General features: G+C 42.6%; 24 protein-coding genes. 18 read left to right on the top strand and 6 right to left on the bottom strand.

Annotated elements, in window-relative coordinates; translation table 11 throughout:
- Positions 1–176: 176 nt before the first annotated feature.
- Positions 177–1415, bottom strand: a complete 1239-nt coding sequence (locus AB4298_RS00640; RefSeq protein ID WP_371985409.1) for an NRAMP family divalent metal transporter — start codon at positions 1413–1415, stop codon at positions 177–179.
- A 388-nt stretch (positions 1416–1803) separates the two neighbouring features.
- Between AB4298_RS00640 and AB4298_RS00635 the strand changes: the two genes are divergently transcribed.
- From AB4298_RS00635 to AB4298_RS00620, 4 genes are all read left to right on the top strand, one after another.
- Positions 1804–2133 carry a DUF3861 domain-containing protein gene (locus AB4298_RS00635; protein ID WP_371985408.1) on the top strand — a complete coding sequence of 110 codons (330 nt, stop codon included), beginning with the start codon at positions 1804–1806 and terminating at the stop codon, positions 2131–2133.
- Positions 2134–2320: 187 nt separating this feature from the next.
- Positions 2321–2569, top strand: a complete 249-nt coding sequence (locus AB4298_RS00630; RefSeq protein ID WP_248999394.1) for a DUF3297 family protein — start codon at positions 2321–2323, stop codon at positions 2567–2569.
- 182 nt (positions 2570–2751) lie between these two features.
- Entirely contained in the window at positions 2752–3732 is a 981-nt protein-coding gene (locus AB4298_RS00625; RefSeq protein WP_371985407.1) for a glucosaminidase domain-containing protein, read from the top strand.
- 37 nt (positions 3733–3769) lie between these two features.
- On the top strand, positions 3770–4792 hold the full coding sequence (locus tag AB4298_RS00620; protein WP_371985406.1) for a metal-dependent hydrolase: 1023 nt from the start codon (positions 3770–3772) through the stop codon (positions 4790–4792).
- Between the two features lie 51 nt (positions 4793–4843).
- Here the strand turns inward: AB4298_RS00620 and AB4298_RS00615 are convergent, their stop codons facing one another.
- Both AB4298_RS00615 and AB4298_RS00610 read right to left on the bottom strand, forming a co-directional pair.
- Positions 4844–7042: a hypothetical protein gene (locus AB4298_RS00615; protein WP_371985405.1), complete on the bottom strand. Its 2199-nt coding sequence runs from the start codon at positions 7040–7042 to the stop codon at positions 4844–4846.
- Positions 7039–7632 (bottom strand): GNAT family N-acetyltransferase, encoded by a 594-nt coding sequence (locus AB4298_RS00610; protein WP_248999390.1) that lies wholly within the window; start codon positions 7630–7632, stop codon positions 7039–7041. Before AB4298_RS00610 ends, AB4298_RS00615 begins: the two co-directional genes overlap by 4 nt.
- A gap of 423 nt (positions 7633–8055) precedes the next feature.
- Here AB4298_RS00610 and AB4298_RS00605 point away from each other — a divergent pair, with 423 nt between their 5' ends.
- Positions 8056–9141, top strand: a complete 1086-nt coding sequence (locus AB4298_RS00605; protein WP_248999389.1) for a DUF3083 family protein — start codon at positions 8056–8058, stop codon at positions 9139–9141.
- A 91-nt stretch (positions 9142–9232) separates the two neighbouring features.
- On the opposite strand, the gene AB4298_RS00600 is transcribed toward AB4298_RS00605, so the two are convergent.
- On the bottom strand, positions 9233–9781 hold the full coding sequence (locus AB4298_RS00600; protein ID WP_371985404.1) for an acyloxyacyl hydrolase: 549 nt from the start codon (positions 9779–9781) through the stop codon (positions 9233–9235).
- Between the two features lie 257 nt (positions 9782–10038).
- Here AB4298_RS00600 and AB4298_RS00595 point away from each other — a divergent pair, with 257 nt between their 5' ends.
- On the top strand, positions 10039–10440 hold the full coding sequence (locus AB4298_RS00595) for a ribosome recycling factor family protein (protein WP_371985403.1): 402 nt from the start codon (positions 10039–10041) through the stop codon (positions 10438–10440).
- Between the two features lie 67 nt (positions 10441–10507).
- Here AB4298_RS00595 and AB4298_RS00590 read toward each other — a convergent pair whose 3' ends face one another.
- Positions 10508–10696: a hypothetical protein gene (locus AB4298_RS00590; protein WP_248999386.1), complete on the bottom strand. Its 189-nt coding sequence runs from the start codon at positions 10694–10696 to the stop codon at positions 10508–10510.
- A 492-nt stretch (positions 10697–11188) separates the two neighbouring features.
- On the opposite strand from AB4298_RS00590, the gene AB4298_RS00585 reads away from it, so the two are divergent.
- The 8 genes from AB4298_RS00585 (at position 11189) to AB4298_RS00550 (ending at position 19672) form a co-directional block, all read left to right on the top strand.
- Complete coding sequence (locus AB4298_RS00585; protein WP_371985402.1) at positions 11189–12364, top strand: ankyrin repeat domain-containing protein; 1176 nt, start codon at positions 11189–11191, stop codon at positions 12362–12364.
- Between the two features lie 237 nt (positions 12365–12601).
- Positions 12602–12856, top strand: coding sequence for a DUF3081 family protein (locus AB4298_RS00580; protein ID WP_371985401.1), 255 nt, complete (start codon positions 12602–12604; stop codon positions 12854–12856).
- A gap of 107 nt (positions 12857–12963) precedes the next feature.
- Positions 12964–14358, top strand: coding sequence for a DASH family cryptochrome (locus AB4298_RS00575; RefSeq protein WP_371985400.1), 1395 nt, complete (start codon positions 12964–12966; stop codon positions 14356–14358).
- Positions 14351–14524 carry a DUF2256 domain-containing protein gene (locus AB4298_RS00570; RefSeq protein ID WP_371985399.1) on the top strand — a complete coding sequence of 58 codons (174 nt, stop codon included), beginning with the start codon at positions 14351–14353 and terminating at the stop codon, positions 14522–14524. Before AB4298_RS00575 ends, AB4298_RS00570 begins: the two co-directional genes overlap by 8 nt.
- Positions 14521–16164 (top strand): cryptochrome/photolyase family protein, encoded by a 1644-nt coding sequence (locus AB4298_RS00565; RefSeq protein WP_371985398.1) that lies wholly within the window; start codon positions 14521–14523, stop codon positions 16162–16164. Before AB4298_RS00570 ends, AB4298_RS00565 begins: the two co-directional genes overlap by 4 nt.
- Before the next feature lie 11 nt (positions 16165–16175).
- Entirely contained in the window at positions 16176–16820 is a 645-nt protein-coding gene (locus tag AB4298_RS00560; RefSeq protein ID WP_371985397.1) for a flavin reductase family protein, read from the top strand.
- Positions 16821–17051: 231 nt separating this feature from the next.
- Positions 17052–17261 (top strand): hypothetical protein, encoded by a 210-nt coding sequence (locus AB4298_RS00555; protein ID WP_371985571.1) that lies wholly within the window; start codon positions 17052–17054, stop codon positions 17259–17261.
- Positions 17262–17479: 218 nt separating this feature from the next.
- A complete protein-coding gene (locus AB4298_RS00550; RefSeq protein WP_371985396.1) occupies positions 17480–19672 on the top strand; it encodes an OsmC domain/YcaO domain-containing protein in 2193 nt (730 codons plus the stop codon).
- Positions 19673–19809: 137 nt separating this feature from the next.
- Here the strand turns inward: AB4298_RS00550 and AB4298_RS00545 are convergent, their stop codons facing one another.
- Positions 19810–20721 carry a LysR family transcriptional regulator gene (locus AB4298_RS00545; RefSeq protein WP_371985395.1) on the bottom strand — a complete coding sequence of 304 codons (912 nt, stop codon included), beginning with the start codon at positions 20719–20721 and terminating at the stop codon, positions 19810–19812.
- Positions 20722–20877: 156 nt separating this feature from the next.
- Here AB4298_RS00545 and AB4298_RS00540 point away from each other — a divergent pair, with 156 nt between their 5' ends.
- From AB4298_RS00540 to AB4298_RS00525, 4 genes are all read left to right on the top strand, one after another.
- Positions 20878–21231, top strand: a complete 354-nt coding sequence (locus AB4298_RS00540) for a DoxX family protein (RefSeq protein ID WP_371985394.1) — start codon at positions 20878–20880, stop codon at positions 21229–21231.
- A gap of 161 nt (positions 21232–21392) precedes the next feature.
- Entirely contained in the window at positions 21393–21770 is a 378-nt protein-coding gene (gene gloA, locus AB4298_RS00535; protein WP_371985393.1) for a lactoylglutathione lyase, read from the top strand.
- A 147-nt stretch (positions 21771–21917) separates the two neighbouring features.
- Positions 21918–23015, top strand: a complete 1098-nt coding sequence (locus tag AB4298_RS00530; protein ID WP_371985392.1) for an alkene reductase — start codon at positions 21918–21920, stop codon at positions 23013–23015.
- A 158-nt stretch (positions 23016–23173) separates the two neighbouring features.
- Complete coding sequence (locus AB4298_RS00525; RefSeq protein ID WP_371985391.1) at positions 23174–24064, top strand: DMT family transporter; 891 nt, start codon at positions 23174–23176, stop codon at positions 24062–24064.
- The last annotated feature ends 17 nt before the right edge of the window (positions 24065–24081 follow it).

Below are 24081 nucleotides of genomic sequence, written 5' to 3'. Positions count from 1 at the left end.
AATACAGGTGAATAGGGGATTTGTAGTTAGGACTTTAGTGTATGAGACCGTGAGTAATGCAATACAAATGCGGGATTGGCCACCAAAAAGGCGAGTCGGGTGAGGTAGTGAGAACAGACATTGGCGCGGTTTAGTTGAACCGAGCCAATGTTATAAGGAATGTTAGATAATAAACTCTAGATAATAAACTTAGCGATAAAGTTACCTACATTGCCAAAGCTTGCTATACCCATTCCCAATACAATCACAACTCCCATGAGCGACAAGTAAAATGGGTGCTTATAGTCACCAACAATGTCTTTACGACGAGTGGCTGCAAGCATAAATGCCAGAACGATAGGTAAAATTAAGCTATTGATTAAGCCTGCTAGCATCAGCAGTAAAATAGGCATATCCATCAATATAGTGCCAACGCTGGTGAATATGATAAAACCGATGCAGCACGCTTTTTCTTGGCGCTTAATTACAGGGAATAGGGTTTTAACTAAAGACACTGCCATATATGAATTACCTACAACTGAGGTAATCGAGGCGACAAATAGTACTAGACCAAAAATAAAATAACCTAAATCACCAGCGCCTTGTTTGAACGCATCGGCTGCAGGGTTACTTGTATCTAAAACGCCGCCAGCTGCAATAACGCCAAATACTGCTAAGAACAATAAGATTCGGATAACCACGGCAATTGAGATCCCCGCCCAAGCAGCAGACTTAATTGCGCCTATGTTGTCTTTGCCTTGCAGTCCTATATCAACCAATCTTTGCGCGCCAGTATAGTATCCGCCCACTGCGCCGCCGACGATGGTAAGCGTTGGTAGTATTAGGTTACCAATATCAACAGGCATGACCGCAGCGGTTAAAGTTTCCCCCATAGGTGGTAAGCTAGTCATGGCAACATAGGCGATTAGAATTATCATAAATAGGCCTAAATAACGGGCCATTTGATCCATGCGCTTTGAGGCGTTATGCAAAACAAACAGTAGGCAACCTACTACGCCAGTAAATAGTGCTCCCCAGATGGTATCAACACCGGTTAGCACATTTAACCCTAGTGCAGCACCGCTGACGTTACCAAAGTTAAAAGCCACAGCACCAAGAGCTAATAAAATACCGATAAAATAACCTGCACCCGGGGCAATTTTATTCGCGATATCTTGGATCCGTAAACCAGAAACTCCAACAATACGCCATAGGTTCATGACAATGGCAAATGTGATAAACATTGAGGCAAAAACAGGGAATGCCATATCTATTTTATAGATATTGGTGAACACGGCCGTTTGGGTTAAGAAACCTGGGCCAACTGATGTCATTGCCATTAAAAAGGCAACACTAAGAATTGCTTTATTTTTCCAAGCGTGAGTATTTGTTACGCTAGTTGTAGGTGTTATTTTAGGTGCGGTTTGGCTGGTCATTCTGGTCTCAAAAATGGTTGTCTCTCACTTTATAAAAATAGAGAAACAACTGACCGAGATCAGCTGATATAGAGCAAAAAGAAAAGATAGGGTAAGCCGCAGCGGGCCGCTTTTTGCTGGGGGCGGATATTAATGATTACCTATAAGCAAGTCAACAAATTCATGGTTAATTTCAGAGGACTAGTCAATTTTAGCCATGAATATCTTGGGCATTGTAGGTTGATTGTATATCCGTTTTTTTAGAGAGTGCTAAATGAATGATGTCGATTCAAGCCGCTATAAATAAGAGCATATTTATGGTTCGTTGATAACGTGTTCTGATTGGGCTTATTGACGTGAATAACGCTCTGAGCGATAACTTAATCAGGGTTAACATGCTGGGGTCACTATGGGTACTAAAGTTAGAAAAGATAATTGCTATCGAATCACCATTGAAGAAATTGGCATAGATGAGCAAGTTAAGGGGAGGACATTAGAGTTTGAGTTGGAAGATAGAGAAGATCTGTTCAAAATTGTTGAAAGCCTCAAACAAGCGAGTGGTTTAGATGCATCATTGGCGACTAGAGTCGGAGTTGCATTACGTCTATTAGGGCCTGTGATGATGGGGGATCGTAAACATCCATTGTTTGTGGATTTTATGCCGCACTTTAAAACGTTTATGCAGCATCTGAAAAACACGGTGAAGAACAATAAACCTGCAGATACTCGTGATTCTTAGGTTTTTTATAAGAGTATGCTTGTTATTGGTTGAGAGAAAAGCTGGACTCAATAGTGAAAAAAGTTTGTGTCTTGAATACTGGCGAGAATCCACTAACATTTGTGACGGTCGCTATTGAGCATAGGCCTTGTATTGCCTACAATAGCGCACTTTTTATTTACAGCAATTTATACTACAGGCCAGGATTATGACTGACACTACTGCAAAACCAGCATTACCAGATCGTCTTTCAGTTAACCCACGTAGCCCACATCATGTGGAAGCTATTTTTGAATTCGATATCGGTATTACGGTTAACGGTAAAGAGCGTTTTGATGTTGAAGAATACTGCATCAGCGAAGGTTGGGTTAAAGTGCCTTCTCACAAAGCATTAGACCGTCGTGGTCAGCCTTTGATGATCACTGTAAAAGGCACTATTGAAGCATTTTATAAGTAAACATAAGCTTTTATTATGCTTAATCAATTAAAAGGTCGCGTTAGCGGCCTTTTTTGTTGGCGTAATTTTGTTGTTATTAACTCATTAAAGGTAAACTGCTTTTGATACTGATTGGTATTGTCATTTCGCTGATATATATTGGTTAATCTAACCGAGTAAACAGCACAAAGTAGAGGGCTTGAATGTCTTTAGCCAAAATTATCGCTAGTATTATCTTCCTTGTTTCCCCCATGGCTTTTGCCAATATCAGTTTAGCGCGCGAACAACCTCAGCTCCAAACTCATAAGCTTAGCTTAAATGCCTTTGAAAATATTGATAAAGCGCTGCCTTTACCACCTGAACTGCTGACAAAGATATATCCTGACGTTGCCGTTATCCGTTTAAATAAAGCAAAAGATTTGATTGCAGAGTTTGACAATAATCACTATCAACTGAGCACTGTACTCCAAAGCCAACAGCTCCCTAGTTACTTTATTGAAAACCTACCTAATGATTTAAATGAGCTTACGGTAGCGAATAAAATCTCAGGTTTTATTCGTTTAATGTTACCGACGATTAAGGCGGTTAATAACCAGTTATTACGAGTCAGAGCGCAGGTTATTACGCTATCAGCAAAGCCTAAATCACAGTGGTCGGCAGCGGAAACTCAGTGGTTACAAGGCTTGTTTGATACATATCTTGTGGAGTCTGAAAATATTGATGAGCTTTTGCTGCGGCTCGATATAGTGCCTACTGGTATGGTGCTGGCTCAGGCGATAGATGAAAGTGGCTGGGGCAGCAGTTATTTTGCTAAAGCTGGCAATAACCTGTTCGGTGAGCATTTATCACAAAGCGGTGGGGACTATTTAACGACGCCTGGTGGCCATGTAAAGGTGGCTGCTTTTGCTAATTTGTACCAAAGTACGGCGAGTTACATGCATAACCTGAATACGACTTTAGCGTATCAAGAGCTTAGAATATTACGCCGCGCTTTAGCGCAGAAAAATCAATTAACAGGTTATGAGTTGGTGCAAGCTTTGACTCATTACTCGACCAGAGGCCAAGCATACGTAGATAACCTGCGCGCATTGATTAAGCGACATAGTTTAGATAGTTACGCTAAAGCAAATTTACTTGAAACTGGTAGCAAGCGTTATCGGTTTAGTGAACCGATTAAGCGGTAATTTTCTAAGTTAAAATAATACTAACGAGAGATTTTTTGTGGACTCTATTACTCAAGCGGCGTTAGGCGCCACGGTTGCTGGCGTTATAGCGGGGAAACGTTGCAATGCTAAAGTATTGCTTGCAGGTGCATTGCTTGGCACTTTACCTGATTTGGATGTATTTATTGATTACGGTGATGATATTAGTAATACCGTTAAGCATCGTGGTTTCTCACATTCGTTATTAATATTATTGCCGTTTTCTTTATTGCTAGCTGGTTTATTTAAACGTTTTAAACCGTTAGCCGATTGGTCATTTTCTCGGTTGTGGTTTCTTATTGCTGCGAGCTTAATCACTCATCCACTACTAGATACGTTTACGAGTTATGGCACCCAGTTACTCTGGCCCATTGCAGGTTATTATTCGTTGTCGAGCGTGTTTATTATTGACCCCTTGTATACCTTGCCATTACTTATTGCTATTGGCGTTGGCTTAGTAAAACGGCCATTACTGAGTCGGTGCTGCGCGATTGGCTTGATACTATCATCAGTCTATTTGGGTTGGACACTGTTTGCCAAAGGGCTGGTTGAGAACCGAGCTGAAGCTAGCATCGCTGCGGTATCGATAAATGCAGATGCTGTTTTTATTACGCCAACGCCGTTAAATACCTTGTTGTGGCGAGTGGTGATCCTCGACGGCGAACGTTATTGGGAGGGCTTAGCATCGGTATTAGATAATCAACCTAATATCGAGTTTATCGCTCAGCCTAAGGGTCAGTGGCCGTTAGCTGTAGAGCCTCGTGAGCTGACAGCACTACAAACCTTTACTCATGATTTTGTGCGCTATGACGTGCAAGCTGACGATTTGGTTGTGAGTGATTTACGCTTGGGTATGTTTGGTAACTTGGCCTTTAAGTTCAAGTTTGCAGAGCTAGGCGATAATGGTAAGTGGCAACCGATACTGCCCACTCGCTTGCCTCAAGGTACTATTAGAGGTGATATGAGCAAGCTACGTGACCGTGCTCTAGGTGACCAAAGCATTAATGCAAGCTTAGACTTATGTGCAGCGGCAACTTGCTAAAGTCACCCGCGGAGCGACTAGGATTACCTAGCAGCTCTGCGTTATCGTCAATTATTTATCGCCTTCATTTTTATTGATTAACAATATCACCAGTAACATACCAAAAAAGGTCACAATACTGACTTGTAAGGGACCTGAGATCTCAAAGCCCATTTTACTGCCATTGAGAATATCGAAAATATCTTTTAATGCACCGATTGAGATCAGCGCCATTGAACCAGATAAGACCCGGGTAAATCGTTTACTGTTGCGGGTACGAATTTTTTCGTAAAGTTTACCGGTTTCGTTGATGATCTCTTGTTGGCGATGCTGGATTTTATCTAAGGTATCTTGAGTGCGGGTGTGCAGCTTTTCAAAATCCATATAATGAAAGACCTTTTGGATCATCCTAGTATGGTCTGGGAAGGTCATCATACTACCTGCATTAATCAGATCTAATAACCAGTGAGCATCAATAGTAAACTGCTTTAAACACTCGCCTTCATCGGTAAGCTTTTTAACCTGAGCTCGCAATTTTGCCGCTGAGGCGTTTTTGCTTTTGAGCTTAGGGACGGCTTGCTCTAAGTTTATCCGTAGCTGTTTGTCGAGTAGCTTATTGGTTAAGTGAAACAGGTTATTGACCGCTGCTGCAACCTCCATCATTTCTGATGATTGCTCTAGTACCCAATTCGGCTGCTGTAATAAACCCAGTACGCATTCATGGTGGTTAGTAAACACAAACTCGTCGTGGTTATAACAGTCTCGATTAAGGTTATGTTGCTCGTGGGTGACGCTGCGCAGGCACCAATCATCAACGGCACTTCGGAGTTCTCGCTGCGGTAGTACAAAGGCTGGGTAAGCAAAGTGCGACTTAAGAGATTTAGCGGTCATGGCTTGGTGCTTATCGCCAATGCGTTCAGCAACTCTATCTAGCATGGTCGAGACAAAGCGATTTTCCGAGGTGTTAAAAATGATTAAGTCGTCGACCTCTTCTTTATAGTGGTCAAAAAAACGATTTAAGATATCGCCAAGTTCGCTAAAACGATGTTTGGCAAAATCTTCTAACAGACCCACTTGTTGATCGTGCCAGCGCATATCTTGATCCATCGCAAAGGGGGTACCTAAAGACATGGCGTGACGAACGCCGCTCGCAGTGACATTATCGAGTGGTGCTTTTAGATTCAGTGCAAATATGCCCATTGGATAGTAAATAAGTTCGACATCAAACGTTAGTCGTTGACCGCTGTCGGTTTTATTACGAAACGGTAAGCTTAGCTCTGGTAGCTGCCATGAATAGATATCTTCAAAGTCTTTGGCAATGCCGGCCCAAATGTCATTTAACATATTACTTTGCGGCGTTTCTGCTGCCCAATCACTTAGATAAAGAGGGTGCTTGGCTGGGGCGTTGGCAACAATATCTTTTAAGGTTTGCCTTAACTCTCTCGTTACAAGGTGATTGATATTGGCAAAGTAGGAAATACTTATCATACCGCGCTCAACAATTAGCTCACCTGAGGCTTTTTGTCTGTTTTCACTAAAGAAGGTTAAAGGTGGCCACAGTGCTTCAAGATCCGTTGACATGATGTATTTGTCATCAGCTGTTAGCGCATTGACGGCTTGTATAAACTTAGGCCGTAATTGGGTCATCTTAGCGGTTAGTAATGTAGGCTCCCCCCAGCGAATAGCGTATAGCTCGGCAATAATGCTTATGCCGTCATTAAAGTGTTGATAAGCGGCAAATTCAGGAACAAGGTATTTGGCGTACAGCTGGTGTTCAGTGGTATTGAAGCTACTGGTCAGTGCACTGACGTGGGCAAGATGATTAGCAATATTGGTTGCTGCTTCAGCCATTAGCCAATCTTGGCTGGTGTATATGCCTCGGTCGATATAACAGATATCAATTTGAATTGCCGCGAAAGCACATAATGCTTTACTTAAACCTGAGTTTGGCAGTGTTTCAAGGGCTGTAATGCTTGATTTAACTAAGGTTTCGGCATGCAGGTACCAGTTACTCTCTTCAATTTCGTGGCGGGCATAGCTGTAACAAGCACAGAATAATAATAGAACTTCAGCGGGTGGCAGTGATTGTAACTGTTCTTTATCAATCTTAGCTTGTTGCTCAAGTTGGTTTGTGATCTCAAATGCACTCGAATTGTAGCTTTGTAATGCTTTTCTGGCCCAGTGAAAACCTTGCTCAAAATCTTCAGCGCGAATGTATTCGAAAAAAGTATCAATAATGGATTGTTGGTTAGGATCCATATCCAGGGTCATAGTGCTTCCTTATTGAGTATGTTGTCACGCTGGTGGTTGAGTCTTGGATCTGTGCTGCTTAAGTAATAACTTTGAACAAAAATATGCTCAACTAGATCCCAAAGTTGCTGTGGACTAGGTAACGAGTTAGGCGCTTTACTAAGGGACATAAGTGCCATAGGTGTTGAGCCCATGTCGTCGTAATGCGGTGATAAATAGTCAATATTAAATCGACTAAAACCGAGTTTGTGATAAAAAGCTTCAGGGCCTGTTTCAGCTTCTACGAGCAGCCATGTTAAGTCTTGTTGCTGCTGAAAGAATGCAAATAGCTCATTGCAAAGCTGTTTACCTAAGCCTTGGCCTTGGCGCTCTGGAGCGATAAACAGATAACCTAATAGTGCAAACTCATGCTGAGGGTAAAGTTCTGTTAACGATACACCATAAACGCAGTCACCTTCATAGAGCACAACGCAGCGAGAACTCGCGTCATCAACTGCATGCTGCAAAGCCTCAACGGGTTCGCGTTCCCAATCAGGAAACACTTGGCAATAAATCGACATGGCGCTTTGCCACAGCGGACCAATAGCTTGCTTAAGTTGTTTTATCTGCATGATTTACCATATTTTTATAATTGTAAAAATCACATCAAATCTTGCCTAAACTCGACGTTAAAAACAAGATATCGGTTTTGTCTTAGTCATTACCTATTACCGATAAGGGGTTTAAAAATAGGTTAACGGGCCCACTCGAGTATCATTGGGATTAGCAATAGCTTGGATAAAGTAACAGTCTGTTATAACGGTTAGGGGCTGTATTGTACTCATTTTTAATGGAATGTTTAAAAGTGTGACTTGGGTGTGCTTTTTGTGTGATTTGTTTGCTTTGAGGCTTTCTATTTTAATAAATAAATCATATTCAGATCGTAGGCTGGGCTCAGTAGATAAAAGCGCGTTTTTACAACCGAATTTTCGTCATAGTTGGCCGTTAATATAAGCGTGAAACTATGTATGGTTAACTTATCACAAGGAGTATTCATGTCCCTTAGCCATCAGCAAAAAGTGTACATACCCAAGGACGTTCGTAGTAACCAGTATATTAGTGCAGAAATTATTGTTACCGATGCATTACTTGCTCACTACGCAGATTATAAGACTTGCTACGAGTCACTGAGTCGAACGATTTTTGATTTAGGTGAGCAACAAGAACTGTATAACTTGCATGTCATCACTAACGATAAGTTACCCGTAGTGCGTTTTCATACAGAAGCCTACAATTTCCCAACTGCTGAGCAAATCATCTTTTTCTACAACCCTGAGTACCATGAAGCTCAAAGCTTACATAGCAAAGATGATTACCGAGCCCGTAAAATTAGAATTGTATTTTTGGCAACCGGTGAAGATATTCGCAGTAATTCAGCTAATTTCCACATCAAGGTGCAATCTTTCTTAGCCAACTTAATGCCGCAGCTGCCCGAGCCAAACCTTAAGGTTAAAATTCGCGACCATCAACATTTGTCCTATGACCTGTTCGCCAAAGCGAAAGGCAAAAAAGAAAGCTATGGCTATAAGTTGCGCTCTATCAGCGACAGATATAAAGCGCGTGAATGTCCACTGCCAGAAGGGCATGGTTCATTATGCTATGTGACGGTAAAGCTACCGATAAGTCGTAAGCTTAAAAAAGCGTTTTTACCTGCGGGCACTAACGACTTTACACCGCTTTACCAAAAGCTAGAAGATGGCTTTATTCAAGCGACAGCAGCTAAGCAACTTAAGCACATCGCTATGGTTGCTAACGGCCTCACACCGCTAGTGCGCAATAGTAAATTTGATCAAGTTGACGGTACTGACGAAGTACAGATGCTTGGCTTTGACCCAAATTTAGAGCAACAGCAGTTTATCCGTCATTGGGACGGTAATCGCCTTGTTGAAACGGTCAGTTTTACTATTGCCGCTGAAGTGAAAGACAGTAAAGAAGGTGGGCTTGGACGCTACTTAAACCGAGTGGAAGAAGCACTTAAGATCTTTACTGCCGATCTGGAGTTTGATAAATCGCGCGAAGATCTTATGGTTCGATTCCATCAGCATATTAGTTACCAAGCGCCTTCGCAGTTGATTAGCTAATCCCTTTGGTGTGATACCACCGTTGAGATAGACAAAATGCCCTTGCATACGACAAGGGCGTTTTGATTTTGAATGTAAGCAAACATAAGGCTCACCATAAGTAACCGTAGTGTATGCTTATTGAGTCGACACCATCGTTATGATTGGCAAGATCGGCATTGGAATAGTGAGCAATGGAAACACCGAGTCGATGGTACTGATTAATGATAATGCCAACACCTAGTTTATCTTCAAATAGCCAATTAGAGCCTAAGTTACGGTCGAGGTAATACGTATTATGGCTGTAGGCGGCGCCAATCCCTAACTCCAAATAAACAGACATTGGCTCAAAGTGCCATTGGTATTGAAACATGGGGTTAAGACTAAAAACATGATTGTTTGTTGAACCCAATTCATCCCAATGTTGAGCTGATAACTCAAGTCTTAAGTTAATATTATATTGGGATAAAAAGTCATCAAAGTGATTGATAGGTTGTGAATATGAGACTCGCCAAGTATCGCCAGCACGCAGATGGCTGTTTTTTGCCGGAGCGAAGCCATAGGCGAGTTCTAGCCCTGACTTAGCATAGATAGGGCTGGAGAAAAGCGATAACAGTATTAATTTGATCACTAGAGTATATGATGTAAAAAATGTTCTCACCTTAACTCCTATAGGCGTTAACTCCATATGAGGACAATACTAAGAATGAGTATTAAGGGTAGTTGAGTTTTAACTGTAAAGTGAAACTGCATAAGTCTTGTTATTAGGATGAGTAGCATCATTAGCCAATGGGATAAGCTCGGTGTGGTTTTAGCATTAACTATTTGTTGGTTAAAGCTTGAGATAATAAGCTGAGCCTGAAAAAATAGTGAAAATGATAAAACGGCAAAACCACATCTACGAGTACACAGACCTTAATGATTGAGCGTATTACTATTGCATTGCCCTCACTTATTCATCGCATTGGTAGAGAGCCTGTTAAGTTGGCGCAATCGGTTGCTAAGCAATGGGGTTGTGAGCTTAAACGTGTGCGTCGTTCTCGAAACTGGGGGCTAACGGGCGAGGCCCTGCAGGTCCAATCTTTTACACGGCAGCTAAAAGCAATGCAGTTAACGATGAGCAAAGCTGAGTTTGCTTATCTGATAAAAAAACTAGATGCTGGACTACTCAATCATGCTGATAAACTCGAGTCTTTAGAGGATAAGCTTGCTCGTTTCATTCGCCAAGAGCCCAATATAACCTTGGCTGAACTTATCCATCTTACTGACTGCACTATGACCGAGGCCAGAACAGCTCGCTTTAATGCAGACGCTTGGTAATTCGAGAATAACTACTTTTTACATCACTGCTTCAATAATAGGCCTTGAGCAGGCCTACCTTAAACTTTTATATAAGTTGGTTTGAGATAGCCTCTAAATGCATTTCTAATTCATCTTCGGTTTTAGGCAATGAATTGAGTTCAAATGTCATAGGTACACTGCCGTTAAGCATAAATACTGAGCTTTCACCGTGATCATAGTGAAACCATTTTCCATTAACACATAGGTCGGTATAGCAATTTGGTAGGAGTTCCATAGGGTACCTCTATATTTTAGGTTTCATTATTATTTAAAAGAGATTTATCTGTATTTGTGTGAGCTTGTTTTGAAAGTGAAAATCGTACCGCGTGATCAAGCTCACCTTTATATGACATCAAAAGCGTTAGGAGCTCATTGATCTAAATCAATTACCGCAAAGGTTATGGTTTTATCGGTTTATTTTGTCGATACAAATCTCTTTTTTATGGTGATTAAAAGTTGGTTGGTAGTACTAAATGTTGCTTTATTGCTCTTCTTGGACGATACGACTAATTCTGAGTTTAACCACTGCTTAAGGTAGAAACGTGTGGCTAAAATGGCACAAGTAAGTAAGGCATAAGCGCCAATATTTACAAAAGCTGAGTTATTGCTATCGCTTTTAAAACCAATAACTTGAACCAAAGCCGACTAACTTATACTCTACTCGAAAGTAAACAGGTGGTGAACTTGCCTGAACCAGTTGTAGATTTAAGACGAAAATGAGGTTTACATGCTTAGCAGTAATATTTTTGATGGATTAGAACTTGATGATGTACTCCGCGAGTATCTTGATGGATTGGATAGTTACGATGAGCCTTACTTTATCTGTATGCAACTAAGTACTACAGCTGATGCTGCGATAAAGATGTTGATCCCTGAGCTTGATCATCTCGATGGCGACATCTATGCCTTTAGGCTTGAAAAGCAGCTGCTATTATTCAGCCTTGAGTGCGAAGTGGACGAGGTCAAGTCACTAGCAAAGGTGTTAGCTAGCGCTTTTGCTGCTAATAAGGTGACCGCACAAATAGCGGTTTTTCATCACAACAGCTTAGGTAAGCCGGTTGAGACGTTGAAGTGGTCGACCCAATTATTAGAAACCCTCATTGAGAAATCGCCCAATGAGCCGATTGTCGAGTTTAATGATTTTTGCGATCGTGGCAATTGGCCGGGATTAAGCGGTTATGTTGAAGGGCTTGAGCAAGGCCACGGCGCTGATTTCGGCTATGACTATGATGAAGACGACGATGATGATTTTGATGACGACGATGACGATGATCGTTTTGATGAACATGGTTTTGATAAGGATGGTCTAGATGCCAATGGTTTTACCGCGCTTATTCAAGCCATTTTAGCTAAAGACGCCGCATTAGTTGCCAAGATGATTGCCAATGGTGCAGACGTCAATCAGGGCGATTGGTACAAGAATAAACCGCTTAATCATGCGGTCCAAAAAAGTACGCTTGAGATTGTTAGCTTACTACTTGAGGCGGGTGCTAATCCTAATCAAGCGGGAAGTTATGGCACGCTAGCGCTTAATATCGCCAGCCAAAACGGTATGTTGTCAAAGATGCAGTTGTTATTATCAAAGGGCGCAGACGTCAACGGCTTAGATGATGAAGCTGAAAGCGCGCTAATGGCCGCCGCCGGTCATAGCACTGCCGAGGTGGTAGCATTATTGCTGCAAGCTGGCGCTAATTGTAATGCGCTCAGTGACGATGGTGATACAGCATTAATTAAGGCTGTTATTGGTAACTATAATGAACGTACTGCGATTGTTGAGTTACTGCTTGCTAATGGTGCTGCCAAGACGATGCATCATCAGAATATTCATGACTCAAGCGCGATGGGTTTGGCTGTAGACCGTGAGCATCAAGACATTGTTAAAATGCTAAAGCAGGCGATGTAACAGCAGTTTTCGATATTGATGGGTTCAGTATGAACTAAAAGGATAAGCTTTACGGCTTATCCTTTTTTTGTTTCTAATGAGCAAAAAAACAACAGTGAGGGGTTTTAGGTAAACCAGTTGTGAATTATCAGCGTATTTAAGTCTAGAGACCTGATAACGCCTTAATTACTGACACAGAAACAAGGTGGAAAGTCAGGTATTAGCACTATGGCGGCTAACACATTTATAAGGGAGCTTATGTCTTTATCAAAACACTTATTTGTTTTTAATCACGTGCTCTCTAATGGCACTCGTCTAGACGGGAAGTACTATTTAGATGGGTTAACGGCTTGGCACGATCTTGATGGCTACACCTGTTATCTAGGTTATCAAGACTTAGTCATGACGCTATTTTTTCACGGCCGTTTTGCCTATGAGTATCAAAAGCGGTTGACCTATAATGAGTTTAATACACTTATTCAAACGCGATTTAGACAGCTTAATCCTCCATAACCTTGTTAAACATAATTAGTTTTTTACCACAGAACCCGATAAAAAATGAATCTCAATTCTATGTTGCTACGTAATACCCCTTACCAGTAGCAATGATAGGCAAGCGCATGTCACCGCACAAAAAAGCACTCTTTTGCTTCACCAATGATTTAAGGCTAAGTGACAATCCAGCCCTTAACTATGTGCTGCAACATACTGAGTCTGTGGCGCTGGTTTATATTTTTAACCCGCAGGACTTTATTGCCGTTCGCTACCAACAGGCCGCGATGGGGCAGCGCCGCCTTTGTTTCATTATTCAGTCGTTACTTGTACTTAAGCAGCAACTGCAAGGCTATGGCCATCAATTGCAGATCTTAACTGGTGAGCCAAATAGCGTCTTGTCAGCGTTAATTAAAAATGAAGGTTTTACCTTAGTGGGGCGTACGGCTTCTGCAGGCTATATCGAACAATATAATTGGCAGCGCCTTGAGTTACAGTGGAGTAAGGATTCAAACGAACAAGCGTCTGTTAACTTTATCTCAAGGTGGAGCAACAGCTTGTTTGATGCTGAGCAAATTAGTTCCCTTGGTGACGTGTTTACGAGTTTTTCTTGTTTCCGTCGCAAGTTGGAAAAGTCATTATTACCCGTGGCAAAACCTTGCCAAACTTGGCCACAGCAGCTGCCTAAAACCGTTGGCTTAACTGAGGCTTCAGCACAGTTTAAAGTAAGTAAAGACTGGTTATCAGATAACAACGTTGCTGCAAGTACTTTGTTCAAGGCTGGCGAGTTGGCTGCTAAGCAGCATCTGAGCCATTACTTTTTAACATCGCTCCCACACAGCTATAAAGCCACGCGTAATGCACTAGATGGCTTTGACAATTCCACCAAATTTAGTCCGTATCTTGCTAATGGCAATATGTCTGCTCGGCAAGTATGGAACGCGCTTAAGCATTTTGAACTAGAGCAAGGTCCGAGTGAATCGAGTTACTGGATTGGTTTTGAGTTGTTGTGGCGTGAATATTTTCATTGGTTGGCGCAGCGTATAGGCGTAAAACTTTTTCAATTTAAGGGCATGGCGAGTAGCGCGCCATTGACCAGCTATTTTGCGGAACGATTTGCCAAATGGTGCAACGGCAATACGCCATATCCCATTGTTAATGCCTGTATGGCTCAGCTGAATGCTACTGGCTATATGTCTAATCGAGGTCGACAAATTGTTGCGAGCTGTTTCGTTCATGAATTAGGCCTCGATTGGCGTTATGGCGCAGCCTATTTCGAGCAGCAATTGCTTGATTATGATGTGGCGTCTAATTGGGGCAATTGGCAGTACATTGCTGGAGTCGGTGTAGATCCTCGTGGCGGTCGTCATTTTAATCTTCAAAAACAAACCAATATCTATGATCCCACTGGCGAGTTTATTGCGCTTTGGCAAGGTGAGGCGACGGCCACGCTAGATTCTGTTGATGCCGCAGACTGGCCGATAATGCCAGCAATGTTATCGCAGGAATTAGCAGATGAGTAAACCAAAGCTTGCGTCAAAAGTGTGTGTGGTGTGCTTAAGACCATTTAGTTGGCGCAAGAAGTGGCGCAGGGATTGGGAGCAGGTTAGGTATTGTTCAAAGCGCTGCTCAGGACAAAGAAAGCAAGTTAATCATGGTTTACTCAATAATGAAAAGGAAGCCGTATGAGTGATTCAAGGCGGGGCAAGACATTAAGACTGATTTTAGGCGATCAACTCAATGCCGCTCACTCTTGGTATCAGCTGCAAAACGATAACACCTTGTATGTGATTGCTGAGCTACAACAAGAAACTGATTATGCCAAACACCACGTGCAAAAGGTTTGTGCTTTTTTTGCTGCCATGCAGGCTTTTGCAAAAGCCTTACAACAAGCTGGGCAGCAGGTGCTACATCTGACTCTTGATGACACTGCGCAATACGCGGATTTACCGGCGTTATTGATGGAGTTAATTACAGAGCATCAAGTGAGCGAGTTTCACTATCAATTACCCGATGAATATCGGCTGCGTCAGCAGTTGTCGCAGTTTACCGCTTCGTTGGAGATTACCAGTCTCGCGTTTGAAACTGAGCACTTTTATTTGACTGATGCTGAGCTTGGTGATTATTTTGCACCGGGTAAAAAGCATCGTTTAGAGCATTTCTATCGCAAGCTGCGTCGCCGCTTTGATCTATTAATGCAAGGTAATGAGCCTGCTGGTGGTCAGTGGAATTATGATGCTGATAATCGGCAAAAGCTCAAAAAGGCCGACTTTGACGCTGTGCCAGCGCCGCTGATGTTTGCTAACGATGTCAGCGCCATATTAGCTAGGCTAGAGCGCCATCATGTCTGCACGATTGGGGCTGCCCACCAACAGCTGTTGTGGCCGACAACACGCAAACAAGCTAATGAACTATTGCAGTTTTTTTGTCGTCACTGTTTAGTCAATTTTGGTCGCTTTCAAGATGCGATGACCCATGAGTTAGACATGACCGCAGCGCCTGTAAATGGCGAGTTAGCGCTCGGTTCAGACGCCAAAGTTGAACAAGTCACGACTGCAGAATACAAAAAGCAATGGAGCCTGTATCACTCGCGGTTATCGTTTGCGCTCAATGCCAAAATATTAAGCCCACAGCAGGTGGTCGACACTGCTATAGCCTATTTTGAGCAAAGTGATGGCGCCATCACCTTGGCGCAAATAGAGGGTTTCGTACGGCAAATTCTAGGTTGGCGCGAGTTTGTTAGGGGAGTTTATTGGGCCAATATGCCAGATTACGCCAGCCTTAATCACCTTGCTGCTAATCGTCAGTTGCCAAGCTGGTTTTGGGATGGCGACACCAAAATGAATTGTATGCAGCACGCTATCAAGCAATCGCTCGATTATGCCTATGCACACCACATTCAGCGACTAATGGTTACTGGAAACTTTTGCTTAATCGCTGGTATTGATCCCGATGAGGTGGATGCTTGGTATTTAGGCATATATATCGATGCTATCGAATGGGTCGAGATGCCCAACACCCGTGGTATGAGTCAGTTTGCCGATGGCGGCATTGTGGGCTCTAAAGCGTATGCCGCCAGCGGTAACTACATCAATAAAATGAGTGATTACTGCAGCGGTTGTCAGTACGAGGTTAAGCAAAGCCACAGCGATAATGCTTGTCCGTTGAATGCTCTTTATTGGCATTTTATGCAGCAGCATATTGATGATTTTAAGGCTAATCCACGCACGCGTATGGTTTATGCAAACTGGCTAAAAAAGCCAGAGCAGACACAGCAACTTATTTTACAGCGGGCTGAGCATTTACTCGCCCATATCGATAATTTATAAGGATATTGATAATGAAACATATCGGGTTTGATGACATAGATAAGATGGAGCAACGCGCGCGTGCACGCTTGATTAATAGTTTATCTGGATTTAAAAGCGCCAATTTAGTCGCAACGATAAGTGAAGACGGGCATAGCAATGTGGCGATAATTAGCTCGTGTTTTCACCTCGGTGCTAGCCCTGCATTGATGGGGATGGTTATTCGCCCAGATAGCGTGCCGCGCGATACCTTAAGCAATATTGAGCAAATGGGCTGCTATACCATTAACCATGTGTCAGCCAAGATTTATCGTCAGGCACATCAAACTTCAGCGCGTTATGCCGCAGAGGTGTCTGAGTTCGAAAAAGTCGGTCTATCTGCTGAATTTGTTGCGGGTATTGAGGCGCCTTTTGTTACGCAAAGTCAGCTTAAATTTTCGCTTGAGCTGAGAGAAATAATGCCGCTGGCAATTAACGGTACAATCTTAGTGATAGGCGAGATCACTCATATTATAGTGGATGAGTCAGGCCTAAAAGACGATGGTTATATTGATATTGAAGCGCTGGAAAGTGTTGCCGTTTCAGGGCTTGATAGCTATCACCAAACCCAAAGATTGGCGCGCTTAAGTTATGCTAAGCCAGATAAAGCCTTGGTGACACTGCCGATAGATGCCTGACAGGTTTCAGTTCATTCAACCCGCAGTTTTTTTAGTTTAATGGCTATTTATATTTAAAGGTTATTTAGCGCTAGCTTATCTAAGTTTGATCTGTATCAGCACAAAAAAACATCATGCCTGCATAATCAAGTTGTACTTGATTGAGCAGGGGGATGAGTGTCAGATCTCAAGCTATTAAACCGTAAGCAATTAAATAAGAATCTATTAGATTGCAAGTTAAGCGACAGTAAGCTGATTACTCTGCTTAAAGTCTGTATCTCAATTGGGCTTTGCTTAATTTTATTGGGGATCTACCTGCATAATTTTAACGACACGATTCATGCTATGGGTGTTAGCGGTATTATCATTAGCGCCGTATGTGTGGCCTTTGGCATGGTGTTGTCGCTGCCGACCAAAATGTATCTGACTTTTGTTTTAGTTAAACGTGAATCAGAAGAATAGCTGTAAACTTTTACTGCTCGGCAGGGCGCTAATTTACCGTAATCTGCGCTTTTAGTTAATTAACCCAAGACTAATGCGCCAAAAACATCGATAATTCACCCAATTCGTTTATTTAGCCTTAGCACTCGTTTGAGCGAGATGCTCATTATTGAGCAATTGATTCAAACCCTGAAGCTGTTATATAGGCAACGCTCGCAACAAAGTGGAAATCATATCTAATGGAAATCAAAGTTAACTTTCTCGATAATCTGAGATTAGAAGCCAAGTTCGATGACTTTACCGTCACCGCCGATCAGCCAATCCGCTATAAAGGTGATGGCTCTGCACCGAGTCCATTTGATTACTTCTTAGCATCATCTGCTTTGTGTGCGGCTTACTTCATTAAGGTGTATTGCAAAGCGCGCGATATTCCGACTGAAAACATTCGATTATCACAGAATAATATCGTTGACCCAGAAGATCGTTATAACCAAATTTTCCAAATTCAGGTTGAGCTACCAGACGATATTTCTGATAAAGATCGCCAAGGCATTTTGCGTTCAATCGAGCGTTGTACCGTAAAAAAAGTGGTACAAACTGGCCCAGAATTTAAGATTGAAACCGTTGAAAACCTAGATGCCGACGCGAATGCGATGCTGATGGGGCAAGATGATAGCGACGCTAGCACTTACATCTTAGGTAAAGATCTACCGCTTGAGCAAACCATTGCCAACATGACAGGTATGCTGGCTGATCTAGGCATGAAGATTGAGATCTCATCATGGCGCAATATCGTGCCAAACGTGTGGTCGCTACATATTCGTGATGCAGCATCACCTATGTGTTTCACCAACGGTAAAGGCGCAACCAAAGAGAGCGCACTGTGCTCGGCATTGGGCGAGTTTATCGAGCGTCTAAACTGTAACTTCTTCTACAATGACCAGTTCTTTGGTGAAGAGATTGCTAACAGTGAATTTGTACATTACCCGAACGAGAAATGGTTCGCGTTAACTGATGATGATTCACTGCCTACAGGCATTCTTGATGAGTACTGCCTTGAGATCTACAACCCAGAGGGCGAGCTTGCAGGTTCAAACCTGATTGATACTAACTCGGGTAATATCGATCGCGGCATTTGTAGCATTCCTTATACTCGTCACTCAGACGGTGAAACGGTTTACTTCCCATCAAACCTAATTGAGAACTTGTTCTTAAGTAATGGTATGAGTGCGGGTAACAATATCCAAGAAGCGCAGGTTCAATGCTTGTCGGAGATCTTTGAGCGTGCGGTTAAGCGCCAGATTATCGAGCAAGAAATTGTTCTGCCAGAAGTGCCAATGAGCGTGCTTGAAAAGTACCCAAGCATTCTTGCGGGTATTAATGGTCTTGAAGAGCAAGGTTTCCCTGTAGTGGTAAAAGATGCCTCATTAGGCGGTCAGTTCCCGGTGATGTGTGTGACCCTGATGAACCCGAAAACTGGTGGTGTATTTGCCTCATTTGGCGCGCACCCAAGCTTTGAAGTGGCATTAGAGCGCAGCTTAACTGAGCTTCTACAAGGCCGTAGCTTCGAAGGCTTAAACGATGTACCAAAGCCAACCTTTAATAGCATGGCTGTTACTGAGCCTGAAAACTTTGTTGAACACTTTATTGATTCAACGGGTGTGATTTCATGGCGCTTCTTTAGTAGCAATGCTGAATTTGATTTCTGTGAGTGGGATTTCTCTGGTACCAACCAAGAAGAAGCCGACAGCTTATTTGGCATTTTGGCCGATTTAGGCAAAGAGGTTTATACTGCTGAGTTTGATCAGCTCGGCGCATCAGCGTGTCGTATGTTGGTACCGGATTTCTCTGAGGTTTACCCAGTTGATGACTTGATTTGGGATAACACCAACAAAGCGCTTGAATACCGCGAAGATATTTTAAATCTGCACTCGCTTTCTGATGAAGAGCTAGTGGATTTAGTTAACCGTTTAGAAGAAAGTCAGCTAGATAACTACACTGATATTCGCACCATGATTGGTATCGTGTTTGACGAAAACACCGTATGGGGTCAGCTAACCATTATTGAGCTTAAGATCTTAATCTATCTAGCACTGGGTGCAGCAGAAGAGGCAATGGAGCTAGTTGATAGTTTCCTACAGTTTAACGACAACACGGTTGAGCGTGGCTTGTTCTATCAAGCGGTTAGCGCAGTACTTGAAGTGGAAATGGACGAAGAGCTTGAGCTTGAGCACTTTATCCATAACTTCAACCGTATGTTTGGCGAAGATGTTATGCAAAACGTAGTCGGCACTGTCAGCGGCGAAGTGCGTTTCTACGGCCTAACCAAAACCAGCATGGCACTAGAAGGTATTGAGCCACACTTACGCCTGATTGAAAGCTACAAGAAGCTACACAGCGCCCGCGCTAAAGTGGCAAACATAGCTAAATAACATGCGTTAAGCTGTTTTAACTAGCTAGCTTATTAGCCATTTAAAAGCGAACCTTGGTCATTCATAGGTTCGCTTTTTTGTAGGGGGGATTATTGATTATCGGAGTCATCAAAGCTCTTTTACATAAGTCTTTAATATTAGCCTTCTGCACCATCTGTAAACTCATCGGCAAAATAAGCTACTAAGTAATCGATAAACGCGCGTACTCGCTGAGGTTGGTACTCACTAGCCTTGTAAACCGCATACATAGGTAAGTTAGCTGCGCTAAAGGTAGGTAAAACTTGTAGCAGTTCTTGGCGCATAAGCGCTTGGCTCACCATCCAACTCGGTAATGCGGTAATGCCTTGGCCCATTATCGCCATGGTTAATAGCATTTCTGCGCTGTCACTACTAAAGACACTACTGACATTCACTTTGGTAACTTGCTGCTCGTTGTCGGTTAATTGCCAAGTGTTAGATTGGGCACTTAACGAATAGCTTAAGCATCTATGCTGGCCTAGATCTGCTGGAGTACTTAACTCGGCTTGGTGAGTTAAATACTCAGGGGATGCGACTAATAGCGCCCGATTATTAAATAGAAAACGCGCTTTATAGTTTGAATCGGCTAAATTGCTTACCCGTACCGCAATGTCGATATTGGTTTCGATTAAATCGACTAAGCGGTCATTCACCGACACGTTAATGCTCAGTTTCGGATGTAACTGCATAAATTGGTTTATCGGTTTGGCTAGCAAAATAGTCGCCATGGCGCTGGGCACTGACAGGGTTAACTCACCGCTGACTTGGTTAAGCTCGCCTTTTAAGCGCGCCTCGGTATAGCCCATTTCATCAAGCAGCTTATCGCAATAGCTTAGGTATTCTTTTCCTTGGCTGGTGAGGTTTACCTGCCGACTATTACGATGAAATAAACTAAAGCCGATACTATGCTCTAACCAAGCAATTCTTTTACTTACAGCACTCTGTGTCAGGTTTAAATTTTCTGCCGCTGCCGTAAAACTGCCGAGTTGAGCGACACGAATGAAAAGGCGCTGGCAATCGTATTTATCCATGTTATTACCTACTGACTCATTAGCGTTTATATCATTATTAGCTTACTCACTTTACCACCTATTCCAAATAGGAATCTATATAAGTCTGAAATAGCTATTTTTTAACTTTACTTGGAATGATTAAATGCAATTCTTACTTATGCGGAGAGCAAAATAATGACGTTAACAATTTCTTTATTACTGATGGTATTTTTTATGTTTGCAGGTTCAATTAAATTACTCGGCTGGCAGAAGTTTATCTTTGAAACTCAGCTCAGCTTCTTTAAAAAGTACGGCTTAAATAGAGCGGCAATGTTTGCAGTCGGTATTATAGAGTTTACTGCCGCGCTGCTGTTGTTAGTGGCTTTATATTGGGGCGATCTTCAATGGCAAACGATAGGAGCAGGCATGATTGCTGTTACCTCTATTGGTGCTCTTGGGTTTCACTATAAATTTGATAAGTGGACCGATGCGATCCCTGCTGCAATCACCTTACTGCTAGCTCTATCGCTACTTATGCTTAACTTCTAATCACTAAGCGCTGTTCTAATAACAGATAATTATCATAATAAGAAAATATCATAATTATTTATCTAGTTTTAATTGGCTTACTATAGCGACCATAGACTGGTTGCTAATGAGCAATCATCACGAGTTTAGCAATGTCTTTGAACTCTAGATTAGGACTAATTATGAAGTTTTTACACACCATGTTGCGTGTTGTGGATTTAGACAAATCAATTGAGTTTTACAACAAAGTGTTGGGTATGAAGGTACTTGAAACAACAGACAACACTGAGTACCGCTACACCTTAGTGTTTGTTGGCTTTGAAGCTGGCGGCACCACAATCGAATTAACCCATAACTGGGACACCAACAGCTATGAAAAAGGTACTGCATTTGGCCACTTGGCGTTAGGTACCGATGATATTTATGCTGCTTGCGACAAGATTAAAGCGCTTGGCGGTAATGTGACTCGCGAACCGGGGCCGGTAAAAGGTGGCTCGACTCATATTGCCTTTATTACCGATCCTGATGGCTATCAAATTGAGCTTATTCAGCTTAGCTAGTTGATTACGATAATTTATATCTCAAGTTAACCACGTTAGTCCGCCGCACAGATTTATCACAGTCATCAGAATTTAATAGCGCGTAGCAAACAGCAGAAGTCTTATATTATTTTTAGGCTGAGCAGCGCCGCTTAACAGGAATTGAAAATGAAAAATGCATTATTTCAACCAGTACAACTAGGTCGCCACACACTTAATAACCGTATTGTTATGCCACCAATGACGCGCTCACGTGCCACTCAGCCAGGTAATGAAGCGAATGACATAATGGCAACTTATTATGCTCAGCGTGCATCTGCGGGGTTAATTGTTGCCGAAGGCACGCAAATTTCGCCAATGGGCCAGGGCTATGCGTGGACGCCGGGTATTTATAGCCCATCACAAATTGCCGGTTGGAAGAAAACTACTGACGCCGTGCATGCTAAAGGCGGGGTTATATTTGCTCAGCTATGGCACGTTGGCCGCGTGACTCATCCTGATAATATTGGTGGCGAACAGCCTATTTCATCATCGGCATTAAAAGCTGAAGGCGTAAAAGTATTTATTGATAATGGCAGTGATGAGCCGGGCTTTGTTGATGTGGTTGAGCCGCGCGAAATGACTAAAGCCGATATTGAAATGGTGATTGCTCAGTATCGTCAAGCCGCGCTAAATGCAATTGAAGCTGGCTTTGATGGCATTGAACTGCACGCAGCTAACGGCTATTTGGTAAATCAGTTTATTGATTCAGAAGCGAATAACCGCACAGACGAATACGGTGGTAGCATTGAAAACCGTTTACGCTTTCTAGATGAAGTGGTTGCGACTATGGTGGATGCCATTGGTAGCGACAAAGTCGGTGTGCGTCTAGCGCCATTTACCTCACTTAATGGTACTGTCGATGCGACCCCGGAACAGACATACACCGCAGCGGCAGCGTTACTCAATAAGCATAAAATAGTGTATTTACATCTAGCTGAAGTGGACTGGGACGATGCGCCTGAAACTCCTGCAACATTTAAACGTGCAGTACGTGATGCGTTTGATGGTGTACTCATTTACGCCGGTAAATATGATGCTGATAAAGCGGCGCAAACTGTTGCAGATGGTTTAGCCGATATGATTGGTTTTGGGCGTCCGTTTGTGGCTAATCCTGATTTACCTAATCGCATTAAGCATGGATTTGAGCTTGCCACGCACGACCCTGCGACCTTGTTTGGTGGTGGCGAAAAAGGCTTAACTGATTACAGTGAATATAATCAGTAGCATTACCCGTACTTCCTAATTTAAAATAGTGTGCTAAACCAATAGCAATCCCATATCAGTGGGATTGCTATTTTGTTTTTGTGCTGGCTATTTTGATGTTGTCACTTCTCTCTCCATATCAAAATAACGTATCCATCTCCTTTTTAAGAGTGCTCAGAATGCGCGGAGTGTTGTATCTTTTTATCGCCACCTTATTGGCTGCAATGGGCTGGATTGCCTCAAAAGTTGTGGTGCAATCGATGGCGGGAGAAATGTTTATCGCGAGTCGATTTATACTCGCAAGCCTGATTTTAGTGCCTTTTTGCTATAAAAGTTTGCTTAAGCTAAGCGCTAGGCAAGTGCTATCGGCCTGCGGTGTCGGGGTGTTTTTAGGCTTGGCGTTACAGGTTTGGATTTATGCGGTATCGATAAGTGATGGCTTATCAGAGGGTGCGTTTATCATGAGCTTAGCGATGATTATTGCGCCGCTTACCGCTTGGTTACTGTTTCAGGTTAAGCCTAACCGCGCTTTTTGGATTGCGCTGCCTGTCAGTGTTAGCGGCATGATGCTAATGAGCTTAACCAATGGCTGGAAGATGGAGTCGAGCCAGTTATTGTTCTTACTCGCGTCGGCATTGTTGTCGGTACATTTTGTGATGAATAAGCGTATTAGTGGCAAGCTTAAACCGCTAGTATCTATCTGTTTGCAGCTATTTGTTGTTGGTTTAGTCGGCTTGTTATATACACTTTATACTGAGCCTGAAGTCGTAGAGTTTTCTAATCAATTGCTGGTATGGTTTGTGCTTTCGACTGTTATGGCCACTTCAGTGCGTTATTTATTGCAGACAATGGGACAGTACAAGGTCAGCATGGAAACTGCTGCGTTGCTAATGATCTTAGAACCGATTTGGACTCTATTGCTTAGCATTAGTGTACTAGGTGAGACTCTAGAGCCGCAAAAGTTACTCGGCGGCGGAGTGATATTTCTGTCTTTGATTATCTATATCAAGCTTTCTAGGTACTACGCTAAGGTGGAGTTGGCAAAGATGGAGCTAACTAAATCAGCATAAAAGCGGATAAAAAAAGC

Origin of the sequence: Shewanella sp. 10N.261.52.F9, from assembly GCF_041471165.1 — a bacterium.
Classification (GTDB): domain Bacteria; phylum Pseudomonadota; class Gammaproteobacteria; order Enterobacterales; family Shewanellaceae; genus Shewanella; species Shewanella marinintestina.
This window is presented reverse-complemented; position numbering and strand designations above follow the sequence as displayed.